The sequence below is a fragment of the Jiella mangrovi genome, assembly GCF_017815135.1.
Taxonomy (GTDB): Bacteria; Pseudomonadota; Alphaproteobacteria; order Rhizobiales; family Rhizobiaceae; genus Jiella; species Jiella mangrovi.
The window spans coordinates 108,711-126,541 of record NZ_JAGJCF010000004.1 but is presented as its reverse complement, the minus strand read 5'-3'; the positions used below and the strand labels follow the sequence as shown (position 1 = coordinate 126,541).

The following is a 17,831-nucleotide window of genomic DNA, read 5'->3' as shown; positions in this document are numbered from 1 at the left end:
CGCTCGCATCCATCCGCGCGCAAGAGCCGGCACCGTCTGCCGCGGGAAGGGCAAGACGTCCGCGTGAGTAAAAACTTGCCAACTCTTTCGCAATTGCGAAATATTTGCTCTCGTCATCGAGGGGTCTTGCGACCTATCTTCGGATCCATCGATAAAGCCGGAAACCGCCATGTCGTTGACGCCCATCCTCTCGCCGAAGAAGAACCCGACCCCGGCGCGCCCCAAGCGCATGGGCGAACTCTCGGTGCTGCCGGTGTTCTTCGCGCTGAAGGGACGGACGGTCCTGATGGCCGGCGGATCGGCCGCCGCCGCGTGGAAAGCCGAGATGCTGGCCGCAGCCGGGGCTGCCGTCGAACTCTACGCGCCTTTCGACGAACTCGATCCGGAGATGACATCGCTGCTTGGCGAGATCGGCACCAAGAACCAGCCGGGCGCCGGGCAGATCCGCCATCATGATCGCCCGTGGGCGCTCGATCTGTTTGGCGCCGAGGCCCCTCGCCCGGCCCTTGCCCTTCTCGACACCGAGAGCGAGGCCGAGGGTCACGCCTTTGCCTGCGCGGCCAGAGCCGCCTCGGTTCCCGTCAACGTCGTCGACAAGCCGGCCTTCTGCGATTTCGCCTTCGGCTCGATCGTCAACCGCTCGCCCGTCGTCATCGGCATCTCGACCCGTGGCGCGGCGCCGATCCTCGGTCAGGCGATCCGCCGACGCATCGAGACGCTTCTGCCCCCTGCCCTTTCCGGCTGGGCGGCGCTCGCGGCAGAGCTGCGTACGGCGACGATGGAGAAGCTGTCTCCGGGTCTCGAGCGCCGCACCTTCTGGGAGCGCTTCGCCGACAAGGCCTTTCTCACCCGCGCGCCGGACGCCGGCGACGAGAGCGAAGCTGCAAAGCTGATCGAAGAAATCGCCACCGCACCCGAAAGCCAGGCCCATGGCGCAAAGGTCGGAAGGGTGACGCTGGTCGGCGCAGGCCCCGGCGAGGCGGAACTGTTGACGCTGAAGGCCGTGCGCGCGCTTCAGGCCGCCGACGTCATCCTGTTCGACGACCTCGTCTCCGACGCCATTCTGGAGCTCGCCCGGCGGGAGGCCAAACGCATGCTCGTCGGCAAGCGGGCATCGCGCGAAAGCTGCCGTCAGGAAGACATCAACGCCTTGATGGTGCAGTTCGCCCGGGCCGGCAAGTCGGTCGTGCGGCTGAAATCCGGCGACGTTTCGGTCTTCGGCAGGGCCGGCGAGGAGCTGCGCGAACTGAAGGCCGAGGGCATCCCCGTGTCGATCGTGCCCGGTATCACCGCGGCTTCGGCGCTCGCCGCCAGCTTCAACATTTCGCTCACCCACCGCGACCACGCCCAGGAGCTGCGCCTCGTCACCGGCCATTCCAAGAAGGGCGGCCTGCCGGAAGACGTCGACTGGCCGGCACTGGCAAAACCCGGCGCGACGACGATCTTCTACATGGGTGGCCGCATGGCCGGCCGGATCGCCGAGCGGCTGATTGCCGAGGGCCTTTCCCCATCAACGCCGGTCGGCGTGGCCGCCAATCTGTCGCGCGAGGACGAGACCCGCGCCGCCGGACGGCTGTCGGACCTCGCCGCGATCGTCACGACCATCGGGCTCGATCGTCCGATCCTCATCGGCGTCGGCGATGTCTTCGGCGAAGCGGTCGAGATGGCGGAAAGCGGCAATCGGGAAACACGGGCGGCACTGGCCGGATAAGCTCCCCCGCCCCTTTGCGGGCGGAGAGGACGGTTTCCGGCGTTGGACTCGAAGAGGTCCCCCGTGCGAGGGCCGTTCACTCGCGTGGATTGCCGGCAGAGTCTTTGAACGCTACATATGACTATAGTAGTCATATCGAGGCGAGCCATGCGCGAAATTCAGCTGAAAGACGCCAAAGCCACCCTGTCGGCCGTGGTTGACGACGTGGTTCGCGGTGAACCGGTCGTCATCACCCGCTACGGGGAACCCGAAGCCGTCGTCGTGAGCTTCGCTGAATGGAAGAAGCTTTCGACCGTCCCGAGCTTCGGGCGCCTGTTGATGGCGTCGGGACTGGAGGACGGCGACCTGCCGGAGCGCAACCGGACCTCCTCGCGCAAGGTCGAGTTCTGACGTGTACCTCCTCGACACCAACATCCTGTCGGCTGGTTCCCTGGCCGCAAGGGTTCCGTTCGCGGCATTGGTGGAGTGGCTCGATCTGGCGTCCGACGCGCTGTTTCTATCGACGGTCACCGGCGCGGAGATCGTGGACGGCATCGAGAAGAATGAGCGCGAAGGCGCGAACCGCAAGGCGGCACTGCTGCGCGCGTGGTGGGAAACCGTCGAGCATCTGTACGCTGACCGCATCCTGCCGTTCGACATCCGCGCGGCGCGGATCGCGGGCAAGCTTCTGGACCGGGCACGGGGCGAGGGTCTGGATCCAAGCTTCGCCGACATCGCGATCGCAGCAACGGCCGAGGCTCACGACCTCTCCGTCCTGACGCGAAACATCAAGGATTTTGCTCCGCTGGGCGTCGCCTGCATCAACCCTCATGACGGGTTGCCGGCTCTGCCGAAGCGTGAACTATCCCGGAAACAAACTGGCCCAGCGATGCGACCAGGAGGCGGTGCGCCCTAAAAGGACGCACAAACGGCCTTGCGAAGTCATGGGATCTGCGCAGGCGAACCCGCGCCCACTCAGCCCATGACGGAAAGCGGCTCGACGGCGCGAAGAACCTCGGCGTGCGAGGCGGCATCCAGGGGCAGGATCGGACGTGGCGGCTCGGCGCGCCCAAGGCCGAGGGCTTCGTAGAGCACATACATCACGCGCAGGCTGCCAAAAGACTTGAAGGTGCTGCACAAGGGCTGGAGCAGATCGTCGAGGCGCCCTGCCTCATGCTCGTCACCAGCCTGCGCGGCCCGCATGATCGCAAGAACCGGATCCGGCAGAATACCGCCAAGGACGCTGTAGAAGGCATCTGCCCCGGCCAGCATCGCGTCCTTCATGCCCCAGTCGGCGCTGTAGCCGACGGCAAGGTCGGTGCGCTCGCGCAAGGTCGAAAGCTCGCCCGCGAAATCGCCGCCCACGGGCATGGGCATCTTCACGGCCACGATGGCTGGCAGCCGCGACAGGCGCTCGAGGAGATCGAGGCCGAAGGTGAAATGGGTCGTGCCGGGATTGTTGTAGACGCAAAAGGGGAGAGCCGATTCGGTCGACACCGCCCTGTAGTGCTCGAACGCCTCGTCCTGTGTCAGGGGCGTATAGGAGACAGGCGCCATGAGGAGAGCGTCTGCGCCCGCCGCTTCCGCATCCCGTGCGATCTCGATCGCCTTGTCGGTGCGAAGCGCCCCGACGCCCACGACCAGCGGCACCCGGCCGTTCACGCACTCGGCAGCGGCTTCGACGGCACGTCGCCGTTCCTCACGCGTCAGATAGGCGTAGGTGCCCGTCGAGCCGAGAAGGCCGATCGAACCGACCTTCGCCGCGCACAGCCGTTCCACCAGCCGTGACAGCCCTTCGGTGTCGACACGACCCGAAGCATCCGTCGGCGTCAGGGGAAAAGCCGAGAGGCCGAAAAACGGGTGGGACGGAGCCTCGATACTCATCGAGCAAACCTTTCTGGCAATGGCGACGCAGGCGCATCGCTACCATACGCATCATCCCGTGCGGGATACGAAACGCCAATGTCCACTTATGAATATCAGGGCGCCGGGTCCGCCACGCGGGTTTCCGCCCGGCTCAGCAATGTCATCTGAGGCGCTGCCGACACCGTCTCGTGGCTCTTGCCGGCAGATTAGCGCGTCAACGCCTTCGACAAACCCTCACCCGGCCGGCGGGCCGAACTGGCGAGCTTCGCGGTTCGACCGTTTGGAAAATTCCCGCCAGGAAAACGGGATCGAGACGTAATAGGCAAGGATCGACACCGTCAGCGTCTCCCAGAAGAAGCTGACCAGCATGGCGACATAGAGCACCAGAAGCATGATGATCGGGATCGCATAGCTGCGCGGCACGCGGATGCCGGCACCCTTGCCCGACCAGGTGGGAATGCGGCTTGCCATCAACAGGCCGACGAAGACCAGATAGATCGCCGTGACGCCGGCGGTCAGCTGCGGAAGATGCAAATCGACGCCGACGAAGCTCACATACATCGGCAAGAGCGCCAGCGCCGCCCCGGCCGGTGCCGGCACGCCGACGAAGAAGGCCGAATGCCATTTCGGCCGATGCGGATCGTCGAGCATCGTGTTGAAGCGGGCGAGCCTCAGCGCGCAGCCGGTCGTATAAAGCAGCGCCGCCGTCCAGCCGAAGGCACCCGCCTCGTTAAGCACGAAGGCGTAGAGAAGCAGCGCCGGGGCAAGGCCGAAATTGACGATGTCGGCGAGCGAGTCCATCTCCGCGCCGAAGCGGCTCTGGCCCTTCAGCATGCGCGCCACGCGCCCGTCGATACCGTCGAGAAAGGCCGCCCCCAGAACCATCGCGACGGCCAGCTCGAACCGCCCTTCGAACGCCAGCCTGACGCCGGTCATCCCGGCGCAGATGGCCAGAATGGTGATCAGGTTCGGCACGATCCGCCGAAAGGGGATGCGCCGCCGCTCACGGTTCTCGTCGTCCGGCTGCCCCGGATCGAACGGTGGGAAGACCTTCTCGAGCAGCATCAATCGCGCCTCGCTGGCCAGGAACGGAGGTGATCGCCGAATTCGGCGATGATCGTCTCGCCGGCGATGGCCGTCTGGCCCTCGGCGACGCGCGGCTTGACGCTGCCCGGCAGATAGACGTCGAGCCGCGAGCCGAAGCGGATGAGGCCGAAGCGCTCGCCGGCCTCGATCCGGTCTTCCACCTGCCCCCAGCAGACGATGCGCCGCGCGATGAAGCCGGCAATCTGGACGACGCCGATCTCGCCCTGGGTTGTCTCGATCACCATCGCATTGCGCTCGTTGACCTCGCTCGCCTTGTCGAGTTCGGCATTCTTGAACTCGCCCTCGCGATAGAGGATCCGGGCGATGCGGCCGCGCATCGGCGCGCGGTTCACATGGCAGTTGAACACGTTCATGAAGATCGAGACGCGCAGCATCGGCTCGGCGCCGAGACCGAGTTCGCTCGGCGGTGCGACATGGCCGACGAGCGAGACCGTGCCGTCGGCCGGGCTGACCACCAGATGATCGGCGACCGGGGTGACGCGTTCGGGATCACGAAAGAAATAGGCGCACCAGGCCGTCAGGATCAGGCCGAGCCAGAACAGCGGCTGCCAGAACAGGCCGAGAATGATCGACACGCCGAAGAAGACGGCGATGAACGGATAGCCCGCCCGGTGAATGGGGACGAAGGCGTTGCGGATCGAGGTGATGATATGCACGTTTGTCGACTTCTTCCCGTTCGTTTCGCCGGATCGTTTCGGCGCGTTTAGCCGATGCGGCCTTTTTCCGATACTCCGTCCGCTGCGATCATTGCGCCCGGCATCGTGGATGCCGCTAACGCAAAGCCCTCTTGCCTCAAGCTCAACGTGACCGCGAGGGAGCCGTTCCAGGCAAGCCCGGCACAACGGCTCGAGCGCGCATCAGCTCGGCTGGGTGCGGCGCCGCTCGATCACGCCGAACTCGTCGCTCTCGCGCGCCCGCCTCAGCGCTTCTTCGGCTTCCGTCGCCTCGCGCTGCATCGCCCACATCTCGGCATAAAGTCCGTTATTGGCAAGGAGTTCGCGATGGGAGCCGCGCTCGACGATCTCGCCGGCCTTCAGGACGAGGATCTCGTCGCAATTGATGATCGTCGACAGCCGGTGGGCGATGGTCAGCGTCGTACGGTTCTTCGACACGAGGTCGAGCGCCGACTGGATTTCCTGCTCCGTATGGGTGTCGAGGGCCGACGTCGCCTCGTCGAGGACGAGGATCGGCGGGGCCTTGAGGATCGTCCGGGCGATTGCGACGCGCTGCTTCTCGCCGCCCGAAAGCTTCAGCCCGCGCTCGCCGACCATCGAGGCGAACCCATCCGGCAGCTGCTCGATGAAGCCGGCGATCTGGGCGAGTTCGGCGGCGCGCACCACCTCCTCCTCGTCGGCGTCGATGCGCCCGTAGCGGATGTTGTAGGCGATGGTGTCGTTGAACAAGACGGTGTCCTGCGGGACGATCCCGATCGCCGCGCGGACGCTCGCCTGCGTGACCTTCGAAATGTCCTGGCCGTCGATGGTGATCCGGCCGGCGCCGACGTCGTAGAAGCGGAACAGAAGCCGCGAGATGGTCGACTTGCCCGCTCCCGACGGCCCGACGATCGCCACCGACTTGCCCGGCGGCACCTCGAAGGAAACGCCCTTGAGAATGGCCCGGGCCGGATCGTAGCCGAAGCGCACGTCCTCGAAGCGGATCGCCCCGTCGCTGACGACGAGCGCCCCGGCATCCGGCTTGTCCTTCACCTCGGCCTCGACATCGAGAAGCGCGAACATCTCCTCGATGTCGGTGAGGCCCTGGCGGATCTCGCGATAGACGAAGCCGATGAAGTTGAGCGGGATCGACAGCTGCATCAGCATGGCGTTGACGAAGACGAAGTCGCCGAGGGTCTGGGTGCCGTCCCTGACCGCCAGCGCCGACATCACCATGACGATCGCCATGCCTGTGCCGAAGATCACGCCCTGGCCGAAGTTCAGCCAGCCGAGCGAGGTCCAGATCCGCGTCGCGGCGATCTCGTAGCGGGCCATGGAGCGGTCGAAGCGCTCGGCCTCCATCGCCTCGTTGCCGAAATATTTGACCGTCTCGAAGTTCAGAAGCGAATCGATCGCCTTGGTGTTGGCGTCGGTGTCCGAATCGTTCATGTCGCGGCGGATGTTGATCCGCCAGTCGCTGGCCTTGATGGTGAACCAGCCATAGAGCCAGATCGTCACGGCAATGACCGCGACGTAGGAAAGCCCGTAGGAAAAGCCGAAGATCACCGCGACGAGGGCAAATTCCAGGATCGTCGGGATGGTGTTGAGAATGGTGAAGCGGACGATCGCCTCGATGCCCTTGGTGCCGCGCTCGATGATCCGCGACAGCCCGCCGGTGCGCCGCTCCAGATGAAAGCGCAGCGACAGACGATGCATGTGGGTGAAGGTGCGATAGGCGAGCCGTCGCACCGCATACTGGCCGACGCGGGCAAACAGCGCGTCGCGCAGCTGGTTCAGACCGACGGAGATCACCCGTGCGACATTGTAGGAGACGACGAGGGTGATCGCGCCGGCGAGGATGATCGGCAGCCAGCCGGTCTCATCGCCCGAGGGGCTGGCAGTCACCGTGCCCGAACTGCCGTCGAGGGCGTCGGTCGCCCATTTGTAGAAATAGGGAACGCCGACCGTCAGAAGCTTGGCGAGGACCAGAAACAAGGACGCGTAGACGACGCGCATCTTCAGGTCCGGCCGGTCGCTGGGCCACATATAGGGCCAGAGATTTTTCAGCGTCGAAAAGGTCTCGCCGCTGTCGCCTGAGACGCGGGCGTTGCTGGTATTGGCCAAGAGTGTCCTTCACGGGCCGCGATGCGGCCGCGCTTGCTGGTGAGCGGATCGATCTGGAACCGATCTAAGCCTTGTCTGCGCAAAGATCGACCGTCGCGGGCGAGAATTGCGCAAGTCTGTCGTCACCCGGACAAGACGGCGTGTTCTTCGCGCATGTCGCAGAGCGGCGGGATGGCGGATCTTGCTCGTGCCGGCGGGTCGCCGGCGTCCGTCCCGGCGCCTCCCTTGCACCCCTTGCCCGCTTTCGCCTAAACACCGGCCACAATCCTGAACTTCTGGCGAAACGGGCGGGCGATGGTCGACACCCCCTATTATCTGATCGACGAGGCGAAGCTTCTCGCCAATATGCGCGTCATGGACGAGGTGCGGGAAAAATCCGGGGCGAAGGTTCTGCTCGCCCTGAAGTGCTTCGCGTCCTGGGCGGTGTTCGATCTGATGGCCGAGCATATGGACGGGACGACGTCGTCCTCGCTCTTCGAGGTGAAGCTCGGGCGCCGGAAGTTCGGCGGCGAGACCCACGCCTATTCCGTCGCCTATGCCGATCACGAGATCGGAGAAGTGATCGAGAACGCCGACAAGATCATCTTCAACTCGATCTCGCAGCTCGAGCGCTTTGCGGAAAAAAGCGCCGGGATCACCCGCGGGCTGCGCGTGAACCCCGGCGTTTCGACATCAAGCTTCGACCTTGCCGACCCCGCAAGGCCGTTCTCGCGGCTCGGCGAATGGGATGCGGCAAAGGTCGAGGCGGTGATCGACCAGATCTCCGGCTTCATGGTCCACAACAATTGCGAGAACGGCGATTTCGCGTTGTTCGACAAGATGCTGGGTGAGATCGAAGCAAAGTTCGGCCATCTCTTCGAACGGGTCGACTGGGTGAGCCTTGGCGGCGGCATCCATTTCACCGGCGATGACTATCCGGTCGATGCGCTCTGCCGGCGGCTCAAGGCCTTTGCCGAGAGATACGGCGTGCAGGTGTATCTCGAGCCCGGCGAGGCGGCGATCACCCGCACGACGACGCTGGAGGTGACGGTGCTCGACCGGCTCTTCAACGGCAAGGAGCTGGCGATCGTCGATTCCTCGGTCGAGGCCCATATGCTGGACCTTCTGATCTACCGGGAAAGCGCCAAGATATCGCCAAACACCGGCGCGTATCCGGTGATGATCTGCGGAAAATCCTGTCTCGCCGGGGATATTTTCGGCGAGTTTTACTTCGAACAGCCCTTGGAAATCGGCCAGCGCATCTCCATTCAGGATGCAGCCGGTTATACAATGGTCAAGAAGAACTGGTTCAACGGCGTGAAAATGCCGGCAATCGCGGTGAAGTCGCTCGACGGGTCCATTCGCCTCGCCCGCGACTTCACCTATGAAGACTATGAACTGAGCCTCTCGTAAGGCCGGACAACGAACGTCCTGAAGGGGAATGACATTCAATGGCTAAGAACGTCCTGATCATCGGCGCCGGCGGCGTCGCGCAGGTGGCCGCCCACAAATGCGCTCAAGCCAACGACAAATTCGGCGAGATCCACATCGCCTCGCGCACCGTCGCCAAATGCGAGGCGATCATCGCCTCGGTGCGTGAGAAGGACGCGATGAAGGTCAAGGATGGGGTGATCGCGGCGCATCCGCTCGACGCTCTGGACATTCCCGCCACCGTCAAGCTGATCCGCGAGACCGGCGCCGAGATCGTCATCAATGTCGGCTCGGCCTTCGTCAACATGTCGGTGATGAGCGCCTGCATCGAGACGGGCGCCGCTTATATCGACACGGCGATCCACGAAGATCCCTTGAAGATCTGCGAGACGCCGCCCTGGTACGGCAATTACGAGTGGCGCCGGCGCGAGGAAGTGGAGAAGGCCGGGATCACGGCGATCCTCGGTGCGGGCTTCGACCCGGGCGTCGTCAATGCCTATGCGCGGCTCGCCGAGGACGAATATCTCGACGAGATCACCTCCATCGACATCGTCGATGTGAACGCCGGCAGCCACGGCAAGTGGTTCTCGACCAACTTCGACCCGGAGATCAATTTCCGCGAGTTCACCGGCGTCGTCTATTCCTGGCAGAAGGGCGCCTGGCAGACCAACCAGATGTTCGAGATCCCCCGCGAGTGGGATCTGCCGGTGGTCGGCAAGCGGCCGACCTACATGACCGGCCATGACGAGGTGCATTCGCTGGCGGCGCGCTATCCGGGCGCCGATGTGAGGTTCTGGATGGGCTTCGGCGAGCGCTATGTGCAGGTCTTCACGGTTCTGAAGAATCTCGGCCTCCTTTCGGAGCAGCCGGTGACGACGGCCGAGGGGCTGGAAGTCGTGCCGCTGAAGGTGGTGAAGGCCTGCTTGCCGAACCCCGCGGAACTCGCCCCCGAATACGAGGGCAAGACCTGCATCGGCGATCTCGTCAGGGGCAAGAAGGACGGCAAGGACGCCGAGGTCTTCATCTACAACGTCGCCGACCACAAGGACGCCTATAACGAGGTCGGCAGCCAGGGCATTTCCTACACGGCGGGCGTGCCGCCGGTGGCAGCGGCGCTTCTGATCGCCGACGGCACCTGGGACGTGAAGAAGATGGTCAATGTCGAGGACCTGCCGCCGAAACCGTTCCTCGATCTCCTCGGCAAGATGGGCCTGCCGACGCAGGTGCAGGTGAACGGCACGGAGGCCGCGATCGACCTCGCGGCGTAAGGGGACGGGCGTGGTGATTGGATGAAAGAAGGCGGGTCCGGCGGGCCCGCCTTTTTCTTGCGTCGAGGCGCCCACCTCAACGCGCCGTCATTCTCGGCCCCCGTGCCGAGAATCCAGCGATCGCAGGGCGCCAGTGGCTTCAGTTGCCGAAGAAGCAAAGGACCGACGTCGCGGCATCCGCCCCTGGATTCTCGGGACGGGGCCCGAGAATGACGCAGCGTGAAGTTTCGTCGCTCTCGACCTTGCGAACGTTTTGCCCACTCGACTTGCCGGAGCCTTCAGCGTGAGACGGGTGAAGCGTGCTGTCCCCCAAACGGTATTGCGTGCCGTCAGAACGGCTTTGCGACCATCACCCCATAGGCGACGACGACGAGGGCGACCATGGCGACCGAGAGGCCGATGGCCGTGCCCTTTTGGCCGGCCGCATAGGCTCGGCGGCTTCTTGCGCCGAGGATGGGATAGGCGACGAGGACGACGAGGCCGACCCATGTGAAGGCCTGGCCGGCCCAGCTGGGCATCATCGCCAGGAGAACGAGGCCGAGAAGGCCGACAAGGCTCGTCAGCGCGACGGCGCCGATATAGACGCCCTTGCGCATGCCGGAGACGGTGGTGACCGCGCCGGAGGGTGCGGTCATCGCAACGCCGACCCAGAAGATCGACAGGAGCAGCGCCAAAAGCGCGAGGCCGCCATGGGCCTTGACCAGGATCTCGTACATTTTCGTCCTAACGTCGAACTGTTCCAGATTTGAGATCGAGCCATTCCACGCGCGGCCGCCCGAATGCAAGGCCCTTCGCTCGGCCGGGCCTTTTCGCCCTAGCCGGTCAGTCCGCTTCGACGGGCGGCAGATAGGATCCCGGGCGCGAATGGGCGGCGAGCAGATCGACGAGCTCGCCGACGGTCTGGCGCAGGCCGTCGAGGTCTTCGCGGCCGAGCCCGAGCCCTGCGCCAAGCGTCCGAGGTATGTCGGAAGCCTCCGCCTTCAGGGCCTTGCCGGCATCGGTGAGTTCGACCAGGACCCGCCTTTCGTCGGCCGGGTCACGCCGGCGGACCACCAGGCCTGCGGTTTCCAGGCGTTTGAGCAGCGGCGTCAAAGTGCCGCTGTCGAGATGCAGCCTCTCGCCGAGGCTCCCGACGCTCTGGGGCGCGGCCTCCCACAGCACCAGCATGACCAGATATTGCGGATAGGTCAGACCGAGGCGGGCCAGCGCCGGGCGGTAGAGCCGGGTGATGAGATTGGAGGCGGCATAGAGCGGAAAGCAGACCTGCCGGTCGAGGGCGAGGTCGTCGTCCTCTGATGGTGTTCTTCTCGTCAACGCCGCCTCCTACGTTCGTCTATTTCACCGAGACTTTCAGCTTCACGTCGATATTGCCCCGCACCGCATTGGAATAGGGGCAGATCTGATGGGCCCTGGCGACGATGTCGTCGGCCGTTCCCTGATCGACGCCGGCGATCTCCACCTCGAGCGTCACCGACAACTGAAAGCCACCGCTGTCATTGGGGGAAAGGCCGACTTCGCCGACGACGACAATGTCGTCGTCGCGGATCTTCGTGTCCGACTTGCGGGTGGCGTGGATGACGGCGTTTTCGAAACAGGCGGCATAGCCGGCCGCGAACAGCTGCTCGGGATTGGTGGCACCGCCCTTGCCGCCGAGTTCCTTCGGCATGGCGAGGTCGAGGGCGAGGATGCCGTCCTCGCTTTCGACCCGGCCCGAACGGCCGCCGACGGCTTTGACGCGGGTTTCATAGGCTGCACTCATGATGAAAACACTCCTGGTCTTCGGCCGCTTCGCCGCGGGCCGGCCTCAGATTGACGATGACACAATTATATTTTGTGCAATCTATCTGGTGCGATGAGCCGCGTCCTTCAAGACGGCTGCCGCAAACACCTCGAAACAGCGCCCCGCCGAAACGCGAGGATCCGTCGCGACACTGATTTTCGTGGGGAGAAGCGCGCCGTGGTCCGTAGACACTTCCCACACCGATCGTCCATCCTGTGACGACCAGATGGGCCCGGTGGGCCACCAACGGAGACGGGCATGGCCTATATCGATCCCATCATCAATTTCATGAACGACATTTTCTGGGGCTACGTCCTCATCTACGGCCTGCTTGCCGTCGGCATCTTCTTCACGCTGCGCCTCGGCTTCATCCAGATCCGCCACTTCCCCGAATATTTCCGGGTCGTCAAAGGCAGCCGTGGCGGCGACAAGGCCGGCATCTCGCCGCTTCAGGCGCTGACCGTCTCTTTGGCAAGCCGCGTCGGCACCGGCAATCTCGCCGGCGTCGCGGTGGCGCTGACGCTGGGCGGACCGGGCGCGATCTTCTGGATGTGGATGGTCGCGCTCGTCGGCATGGCGACCGCCTATGCCGAATCCTCGCTCGCCCAGCTCTACAAGATCCGCAACGAGGAGGGCCAGTATCGCGGCGGCCCGGCCTTCTACATGGCCCGCGGCCTCGGCCTGCCCTGGCTCGGCGCCCTGTTCTCGCTCAGCCTGATCCTCGCCTACGGCCTGATCTTCAACGCCGTCCAGGCGAACTCGATCGCCGACGCCGTCGAGGCGGCCTTCGGCTTCGACAAGCTGTGGATCGGCGTCGCCCTCGCGGTCCTTTCGGCCATCGTCATCTTCGGCGGCATCCGCTCGATCGCCAATGTCGCGGAAATCGTCGTTCCGTTCATGGCGATCGCCTATCTCGCCGTCGCCATCTATGTCCTCGCGGTCCACATCACCGAGGTTCCGGCGATGCTGTGGCTGATCGTGAAAAGCGCCTTCGGCTTCCAGGAAGCGGCGGGCGGCTTTGCCGGCGGCATCGCCGCGGCGATGCTGAACGGCGTCAAGCGCGGGCTGTTCTCCAACGAAGCCGGCATGGGCTCGGCGCCCAACATCGCCGCCGTCGCGACGCCCGATCCGCATCACCCCTCCTCGCAGGGTCTCGTCCAGGGCCTCGGCGTCTTCATCGACACTTTGGTGATCTGCACCGCGACGGCGCTGATGATCCTTCTGTCCGGCGTCTACACGCCCGGCCAGGAGGTGACCGGCACCGAGCTGACCCAGAACGCGCTGTCCGCCCATATCGGCGACTGGGGCCAGATCTTCGTCGCCGTGGCGATCTTTTTCTTCGCCTTCACCTCGATCATCGGCAACTACTCCTATGCCGAGAATGCCATGACCTTCCTCGGCGCCGGCAACCGGATCTGGCTGGGCATCCTGAAGATCGGCCTTCTGGCGATGGTGATCTGGGGATCGCTGGTGAAGGTCACGACGGTGTTCAACACCGCCGACGCCTCGATGGGCCTGATGGCGACCATCAACCTCATCGCGATCGTCGCCCTCTCGGGCACGGTGGTGAAACTCACCCGCGACTATTTCCGCCAAAAGTCGACCGGGCTCGAGCCGCGCTTCGACAATGACGACTATCCCGAGCTTGCCGGCAAGATCGACGGCACGATCTGGACGCCGCGCGGCGACATCGCGAGGGATTGAGGACAGGCGGGGCGCGCCGTCCTGGCCGCCCGGCTTTCCATTCCGTCCGCGGGACATTACGACTCGCCCTCGAGAACAAGGGACAGGGAGAGCGTCATGGCAGAGGCACGGCGGATCGACGGCAAGGCCGTCGCGGCGCGGATCATCGAGACTGTCAAGGCAGGGACGGCCGCGCTGACGGACAAGACCGGCACGAAACCGGGGCTCGCCGTGGTCATCGTCGGGTCGGACCCGGCGAGCCAGGTCTATGTCGGCTCCAAGGCGAAGACGGCGAATGAGTGCGGCTTCACCTCGATCAAGCACGAGCTCGACGCCGAGACCTCGGAGGCGACCCTACTCGACATCGTGCGCGATCTGAACGCCGATCCGGGGGTGCACGGCATTCTCGTCCAGCTACCGCTCCCCAAGCACATCGACGAGGCCAAGGTCATCCAGACCATCGACCCGGACAAGGACGTCGACGGCTTCCACCTGATCAATGTCGGTCGGCTGTCGACCGGTTCCACCGACGAGGCCTTCGTGCCCTGCACGCCGGCCGGCTCGATGCTGCTCATCCGCGACGTTCTCGGCGACGATCTGTCGGGCAAGACCGCCGTCATCGTCGGCCGGTCGAACATCGTCGGCAAGCCGATGGCACAGCTCCTGCTCGCGGCCAATGCCACCGTCACCATCGCCCATTCGCGCACGAAGGATCTCGCCAGCGTCTGCCGGGGGGCCGACATCCTCGTCGCGGCGGTGGGCAGGCCTGAGATGCTGACCGGCGACTACGTCAAGGAAGGCGCCGTGGTGATCGATGTCGGCATCAACCGCATCGAGGCGCCGGAAAAGGGCCTGAAAGAAGACGGCACACCGAAGACGCGGCTGGTCGGCGACGTGAACTATGCCGAAGCCGCCGCCAAGGCCGCCGCGATCACACCGGTGCCCGGCGGCGTCGGGCCGATGACCATCGCCATGCTGATGGCCAATACGTTGCGTTCAGCCTGCCGCTCGGCCGGCGTGGAGCCCCCGAAGCTCTGAGCTCGCAGGCAGGCGTCATCCCTCACTCTGGCGGTCGGGGGATTTCGCCGGCGGGCTGTCCCACTTCTGTTCACGCGCCCGCCGGTTCCTGGCGAACACCGGCGGCGTCACGATCCGTCTGCCAGACCATCTTTCGATGCAATCACGGAACTCGGCCTCTTCGCTCTTCTCGCCGTCGGTCGAGAGAAGCTCGCGGTGGAAGGCAAGCGCGTCGCGAGAGGCAAACCAGAAAAGATACCGCGTCTCATCCGCTTCGAGTGCCAGGATCGACGGCCAGGGAAACTGCATGGAGGTGACGTTCGTGGTCTGCTCATCCCAGGGGGCCGTGAGTTCGATGCCCCCTCGCGACACTTCCATGTCGAAGAGTATGCCGATCGCGCCGCGCTTGCGAAGCGAGCGCTCGAGAAACCAGCGCACAAGGCGGGCACACAGCCAGTGCAGCGGCAACGCCAGCAAAGCCGAAGCGGCGATCGCCAGCACGATGGTCGCCAGCATGCCCGCGACCTCGTGGGCGCGATAGTCGTCATAGCCGAGAAAAAGCCCGGCGCCCGCGCCGCATAACATGACCACCGCGACGAAGCTGGTGCGATCCCCAATCCAGCGAATGTCGTTTCCGACGAGAAAATCGTCGAGTGTCAGCATCGTCTGGCGACGGAACGACGGTTCCTGACGAGCTGCGCGTTGCCACGGCATTTTGCCAGGTGGTTCGGATGTCTGTTGGGTACCCAATGAACCTGTCCGTAAAAGAGGATCGTCAGTGGCGCTCACCGCTGGCGGCGCTGCGCGATTTGGTCCGTTTGCGAAAACTGGGCGGGCTGGTCGGCTCTCTCTTCCACCACGCTGCCAAGCGCTCGCGGAAGGATCGCTCCTCATCCTCGGAGAGGAAGGCCTCCCGTGGAAAGACGACCGCCCGGCGACGTCCCCACCAGAAGATGTAGCGCTCGTCGTCGCGGTCGACGGCCATGATGGAAGACCACGGAAACTGGCTGGAGACGGTCTTCTTACCTTCTGCGTCTGGAACCTCCAGGACGATCCCATCCGCCGACATGCAGAAGTCGAACGGTTCGACACCGGCAATGCGGCGGCGGCGCAAGCGCTTCATGAGGCGGCCGATCGCCGACCAGAAGAACAGCCGCGCGATCAGCGCCATCAGCGCCCAGATGACAAACGGCACGAGAAGCATCGATACCACGTCGAACTGCGGTTCGGAGAGCGACGAGACGACGACAGCCGCAAGGATCCCGATGCCGGAAAACATCAGAAGACCGCGCTCCTTCATGAGCCAGTCCACGCCCGCGACGGCAAGGTGATCACCGAAATGAAGGCTGACGCGTTTGCGAAAGGCTGAGAGAGGCTGTGACGATTCACCGGCGACGGCAGGACGCCCTGGACCCGAACTCAAGGAATCTGCCATCGCTTGCGAACCCGTTTCCTTGCACGAACACCGAAATGATAAGTTCGGCGTAATGATAGGACGGCTCTATCAATTCAGAAGGAGCTCGGGTCTCGAAAACTGGCTGGGTCGCGCCGCATCGGAATTGTTCGGGGGAAATTGGTCCGGGAGGTCAGAGGACGGTTCGACCTTTCGCAAGGTCGAACCGTCCGAGTCGCCTCCCCGGCAACTCCCGCCGCGGCAACGCATTTGCTCGTTGCTCTCCGTGGGTATCCACAGTCAGGTCAATACTATGCCCCGCCGACCTGCGGTAGTGACGGGAATCCTCGTCCCCAAGGATTTGGCAATTCTCGTTACCAAAACACTAATTCATCCACAGACAACTGGCTCTCCGTTGCCTCCCGTCAAAGCAAACGAACGGACCGCGCGCGGTCAATCGCCATGGCTCAGAGCCTGCCGGCGAGTGCCTGCGACGGCCAACAGGTTTCGGCCAAGCCGAGCTTCTTCTCAGCTTCGCCGATCGAGCGGCGGGTCTTGAAACCGGCGAGACCATCCACCGCCCCGACGTCCATGCCCATGGCGACGAGCTTCTGCTGCATGCGGAAGACGTCGCCGCGGGTCAGCCGGTCGGTCTTTCGCCATTTTCCGACGAACGGGCCGCCGCCCTGGATACGGTCGGCCACATGGCCGACGAAGAGCGCGTAGAGGTCGGAATTGTTGTATTCCTTGATGACATAGAAGTTCGGGGTCGCGACGAAGGCCGGGCCGAGCCGCCCGGCCGGAAACAGGAGATGCCCGGTCGCCTTGAGTTCACTTTGCGGAAACGGCCGACCCGAAACGCGTTTCACGCCCGACTTGACGAGATCGGCGATGCGAAAGGCCTTGTCCGGCCCCTCGCCGCGGCAGGAAACCGCCGGCGGCACCACCGCCTCAAAGCCCCAGTCGCGCCCGCGCTGCCAGCCGGCGGCCTGAAGATAGTTGGCGATCGAGGCCAGCGTGTCGGGCACCGAGTTCCAGATGTCGCGGCGTCCGTCGCCGTCGAAGTCGACGGCATATTTCAGAAACTTCGACGGCATGAATTGCGGCTGGCCGAGAGCGCCTGCCCAGGACGACTTCATCTCCGCAACCTTCAGATGGCCGTCGGCGACGATCTGCAGGGCGGCGAGAAGCTCCTCGCGGAACATCGCCTTGCGGCGGGAGAGAAACGCCTTGGTGCCGAGCACCTCGAAGGCGTTCATCGGGATCTTGGCGGCGCCGAAGGCCGATTCGCGCCCCCAGATGGCCAGGAGGATCGGGGCCGGCACGCCGTATCGCCTCTCGATCCTTGCGAGAAGATCGCCGTATTTCGACCGCAGCCGGCGCGCGGTCGCGACGTTGCCGGCGACGGCGCGCTCGGAAAGATAGTCCGCGCCGCTCTTGAACTCGGCCTGAAAATTGGTCTCGGCGATGGTGTTCTTGCCGCCGGGCAGGATCAGGTCGGGGAGCTTGGTGTCGGGGGAAACGCCCCTGAAGGCGGCGTCGAAGACCGCGCGGGAAACGCCCCTCGCCTTGGCCGCCGGCCAGATGTCGGTCTCGAGAAAACTGCGGAAGCCCTGATCGAGGCTCGAGGCCGCGCGGGAGGGTGAGGCTGCCGCGAGGACGCCCAGTGCGAGCGTCAGGGCAATGGCCCGGGCGAGGTGGCTGAAACGGTTCATCATGGGGAGAGGATAACGGCTGGCGCGGCTTACCGAAAGCATCTTCGCTGTCGCTGCCGCCACCTCATGGACCGGCAAGGCGGGCAGAGGAAAAAGGCCCGGACATCTGCGATGCCGGGCCTTTC

Annotated in this window: 17 protein-coding genes; 7 read left to right on the top strand and 10 right to left on the bottom strand. The window is 64.6% G+C overall.

What is annotated here, in order from left to right; genetic code table 11:
* Window positions 1-169: 169 nt before the first annotated feature.
* The 3 genes from cysG (at window position 170) to J6595_RS08040 (ending at window position 2,606) form a co-directional block, all read left to right on the top strand.
* Window positions 170-1,711: a siroheme synthase CysG gene (gene cysG / locus J6595_RS08050; RefSeq protein ID WP_425342132.1), complete on the top strand. Its 1,542-nt coding sequence runs from the start codon at window positions 170-172 to the stop codon at window positions 1,709-1,711.
* A gap of 147 nt (window positions 1,712-1,858) precedes the next feature.
* A complete protein-coding gene (locus J6595_RS08045) occupies window positions 1,859-2,101 on the top strand; it encodes a type II toxin-antitoxin system Phd/YefM family antitoxin (RefSeq protein WP_209593947.1) in 243 nt (80 codons plus the stop codon).
* A gap of 1 nt (window position 2,102) precedes the next feature.
* Complete coding sequence (locus J6595_RS08040; RefSeq protein WP_209593946.1) at window positions 2,103-2,606, top strand: type II toxin-antitoxin system VapC family toxin; 504 nt, start codon at window positions 2,103-2,105, stop codon at window positions 2,604-2,606.
* Between the two features lie 59 nt (window positions 2,607-2,665).
* Here the strand turns inward: J6595_RS08040 and J6595_RS08035 are convergent, their stop codons facing one another.
* The 4 genes from J6595_RS08035 to J6595_RS08020 form a co-directional block, all read right to left on the bottom strand.
* Window positions 2,666-3,574 carry a dihydrodipicolinate synthase family protein gene (locus J6595_RS08035; protein ID WP_209593945.1) on the bottom strand — a complete coding sequence of 303 codons (909 nt, stop codon included), beginning with the start codon at window positions 3,572-3,574 and terminating at the stop codon, window positions 2,666-2,668.
* A 216-nt stretch (window positions 3,575-3,790) separates the two neighbouring features.
* Window positions 3,791-4,621, bottom strand: a complete 831-nt coding sequence (locus tag J6595_RS08030; RefSeq protein ID WP_209593944.1) for a CDP-alcohol phosphatidyltransferase family protein — start codon at window positions 4,619-4,621, stop codon at window positions 3,791-3,793.
* Window positions 4,621-5,505 (bottom strand): phosphatidylserine decarboxylase, encoded by an 885-nt coding sequence (locus J6595_RS08025; RefSeq protein WP_280890569.1) that lies wholly within the window; start codon window positions 5,503-5,505, stop codon window positions 4,621-4,623. The genes J6595_RS08030 and J6595_RS08025 overlap by 1 nt, the downstream gene beginning before the upstream one ends.
* A 15-nt stretch (window positions 5,506-5,520) precedes the next feature.
* Window positions 5,521-7,440, bottom strand: coding sequence for an ABCB family ABC transporter ATP-binding protein/permease (locus J6595_RS08020; RefSeq protein WP_280890567.1), 1,920 nt, complete (start codon window positions 7,438-7,440; stop codon window positions 5,521-5,523).
* A gap of 294 nt (window positions 7,441-7,734) precedes the next feature.
* On the opposite strand from J6595_RS08020, the gene nspC reads away from it, so the two are divergent.
* A complete protein-coding gene (gene nspC, locus J6595_RS08015; RefSeq protein ID WP_209593943.1) occupies window positions 7,735-8,832 on the top strand; it encodes a carboxynorspermidine decarboxylase in 1,098 nt (365 codons plus the stop codon).
* 38 nt (window positions 8,833-8,870) lie between these two features.
* The gene (locus J6595_RS08010; RefSeq protein ID WP_209593942.1) at window positions 8,871-10,118 is read left to right on the top strand and encodes a saccharopine dehydrogenase family protein; all 1,248 of its coding nucleotides are present in this window, start codon (window positions 8,871-8,873) and stop codon (window positions 10,116-10,118) included.
* Window positions 10,119-10,447: 329 nt separating this feature from the next.
* Here J6595_RS08010 and J6595_RS08005 read toward each other — a convergent pair whose 3' ends face one another.
* The 3 genes from J6595_RS08005 to J6595_RS07995 all read right to left on the bottom strand — a co-directional run bounded on the left by J6595_RS08005 (window position 10,448) and on the right by J6595_RS07995 (window position 11,877).
* Entirely contained in the window at window positions 10,448-10,834 is a 387-nt protein-coding gene (locus J6595_RS08005; protein WP_209593941.1) for a hypothetical protein, read from the bottom strand.
* A 106-nt stretch (window positions 10,835-10,940) separates the two neighbouring features.
* Window positions 10,941-11,432, bottom strand: coding sequence for a MarR family winged helix-turn-helix transcriptional regulator (locus J6595_RS22740; protein ID WP_209593940.1), 492 nt, complete (start codon window positions 11,430-11,432; stop codon window positions 10,941-10,943).
* Between the two features lie 19 nt (window positions 11,433-11,451).
* Window positions 11,452-11,877: an organic hydroperoxide resistance protein gene (locus J6595_RS07995; RefSeq protein WP_209593939.1), complete on the bottom strand. Its 426-nt coding sequence runs from the start codon at window positions 11,875-11,877 to the stop codon at window positions 11,452-11,454.
* A 279-nt stretch (window positions 11,878-12,156) separates the two neighbouring features.
* On the opposite strand from J6595_RS07995, the gene J6595_RS07990 reads away from it, so the two are divergent.
* Both J6595_RS07990 and folD read left to right on the top strand, forming a co-directional pair.
* Window positions 12,157-13,602, top strand: a complete 1,446-nt coding sequence (locus J6595_RS07990) for an alanine/glycine:cation symporter family protein (protein ID WP_245197704.1) — start codon at window positions 12,157-12,159, stop codon at window positions 13,600-13,602.
* Between the two features lie 96 nt (window positions 13,603-13,698).
* Window positions 13,699-14,619, top strand: coding sequence for a bifunctional methylenetetrahydrofolate dehydrogenase/methenyltetrahydrofolate cyclohydrolase FolD (folD, locus tag J6595_RS07985; RefSeq protein WP_209593938.1), 921 nt, complete (start codon window positions 13,699-13,701; stop codon window positions 14,617-14,619).
* 15 nt (window positions 14,620-14,634) lie between these two features.
* On the opposite strand, the gene J6595_RS07980 is transcribed toward folD, so the two are convergent.
* From J6595_RS07980 to J6595_RS07970, 3 genes are all read right to left on the bottom strand, one after another.
* Window positions 14,635-15,387 (bottom strand): hypothetical protein, encoded by a 753-nt coding sequence (locus J6595_RS07980; protein ID WP_209593937.1) that lies wholly within the window; start codon window positions 15,385-15,387, stop codon window positions 14,635-14,637.
* On the bottom strand, window positions 15,374-15,898 hold the full coding sequence (locus J6595_RS07975; RefSeq protein WP_209593936.1) for a YcxB family protein: 525 nt from the start codon (window positions 15,896-15,898) through the stop codon (window positions 15,374-15,376). Before J6595_RS07975 ends, J6595_RS07980 begins: the two co-directional genes overlap by 14 nt.
* A gap of 560 nt (window positions 15,899-16,458) precedes the next feature.
* Window positions 16,459-17,709, bottom strand: coding sequence for a lytic murein transglycosylase (locus tag J6595_RS07970; protein ID WP_209593935.1), 1,251 nt, complete (start codon window positions 17,707-17,709; stop codon window positions 16,459-16,461).
* Window positions 17,710-17,831 lie beyond the last annotated feature (122 nt).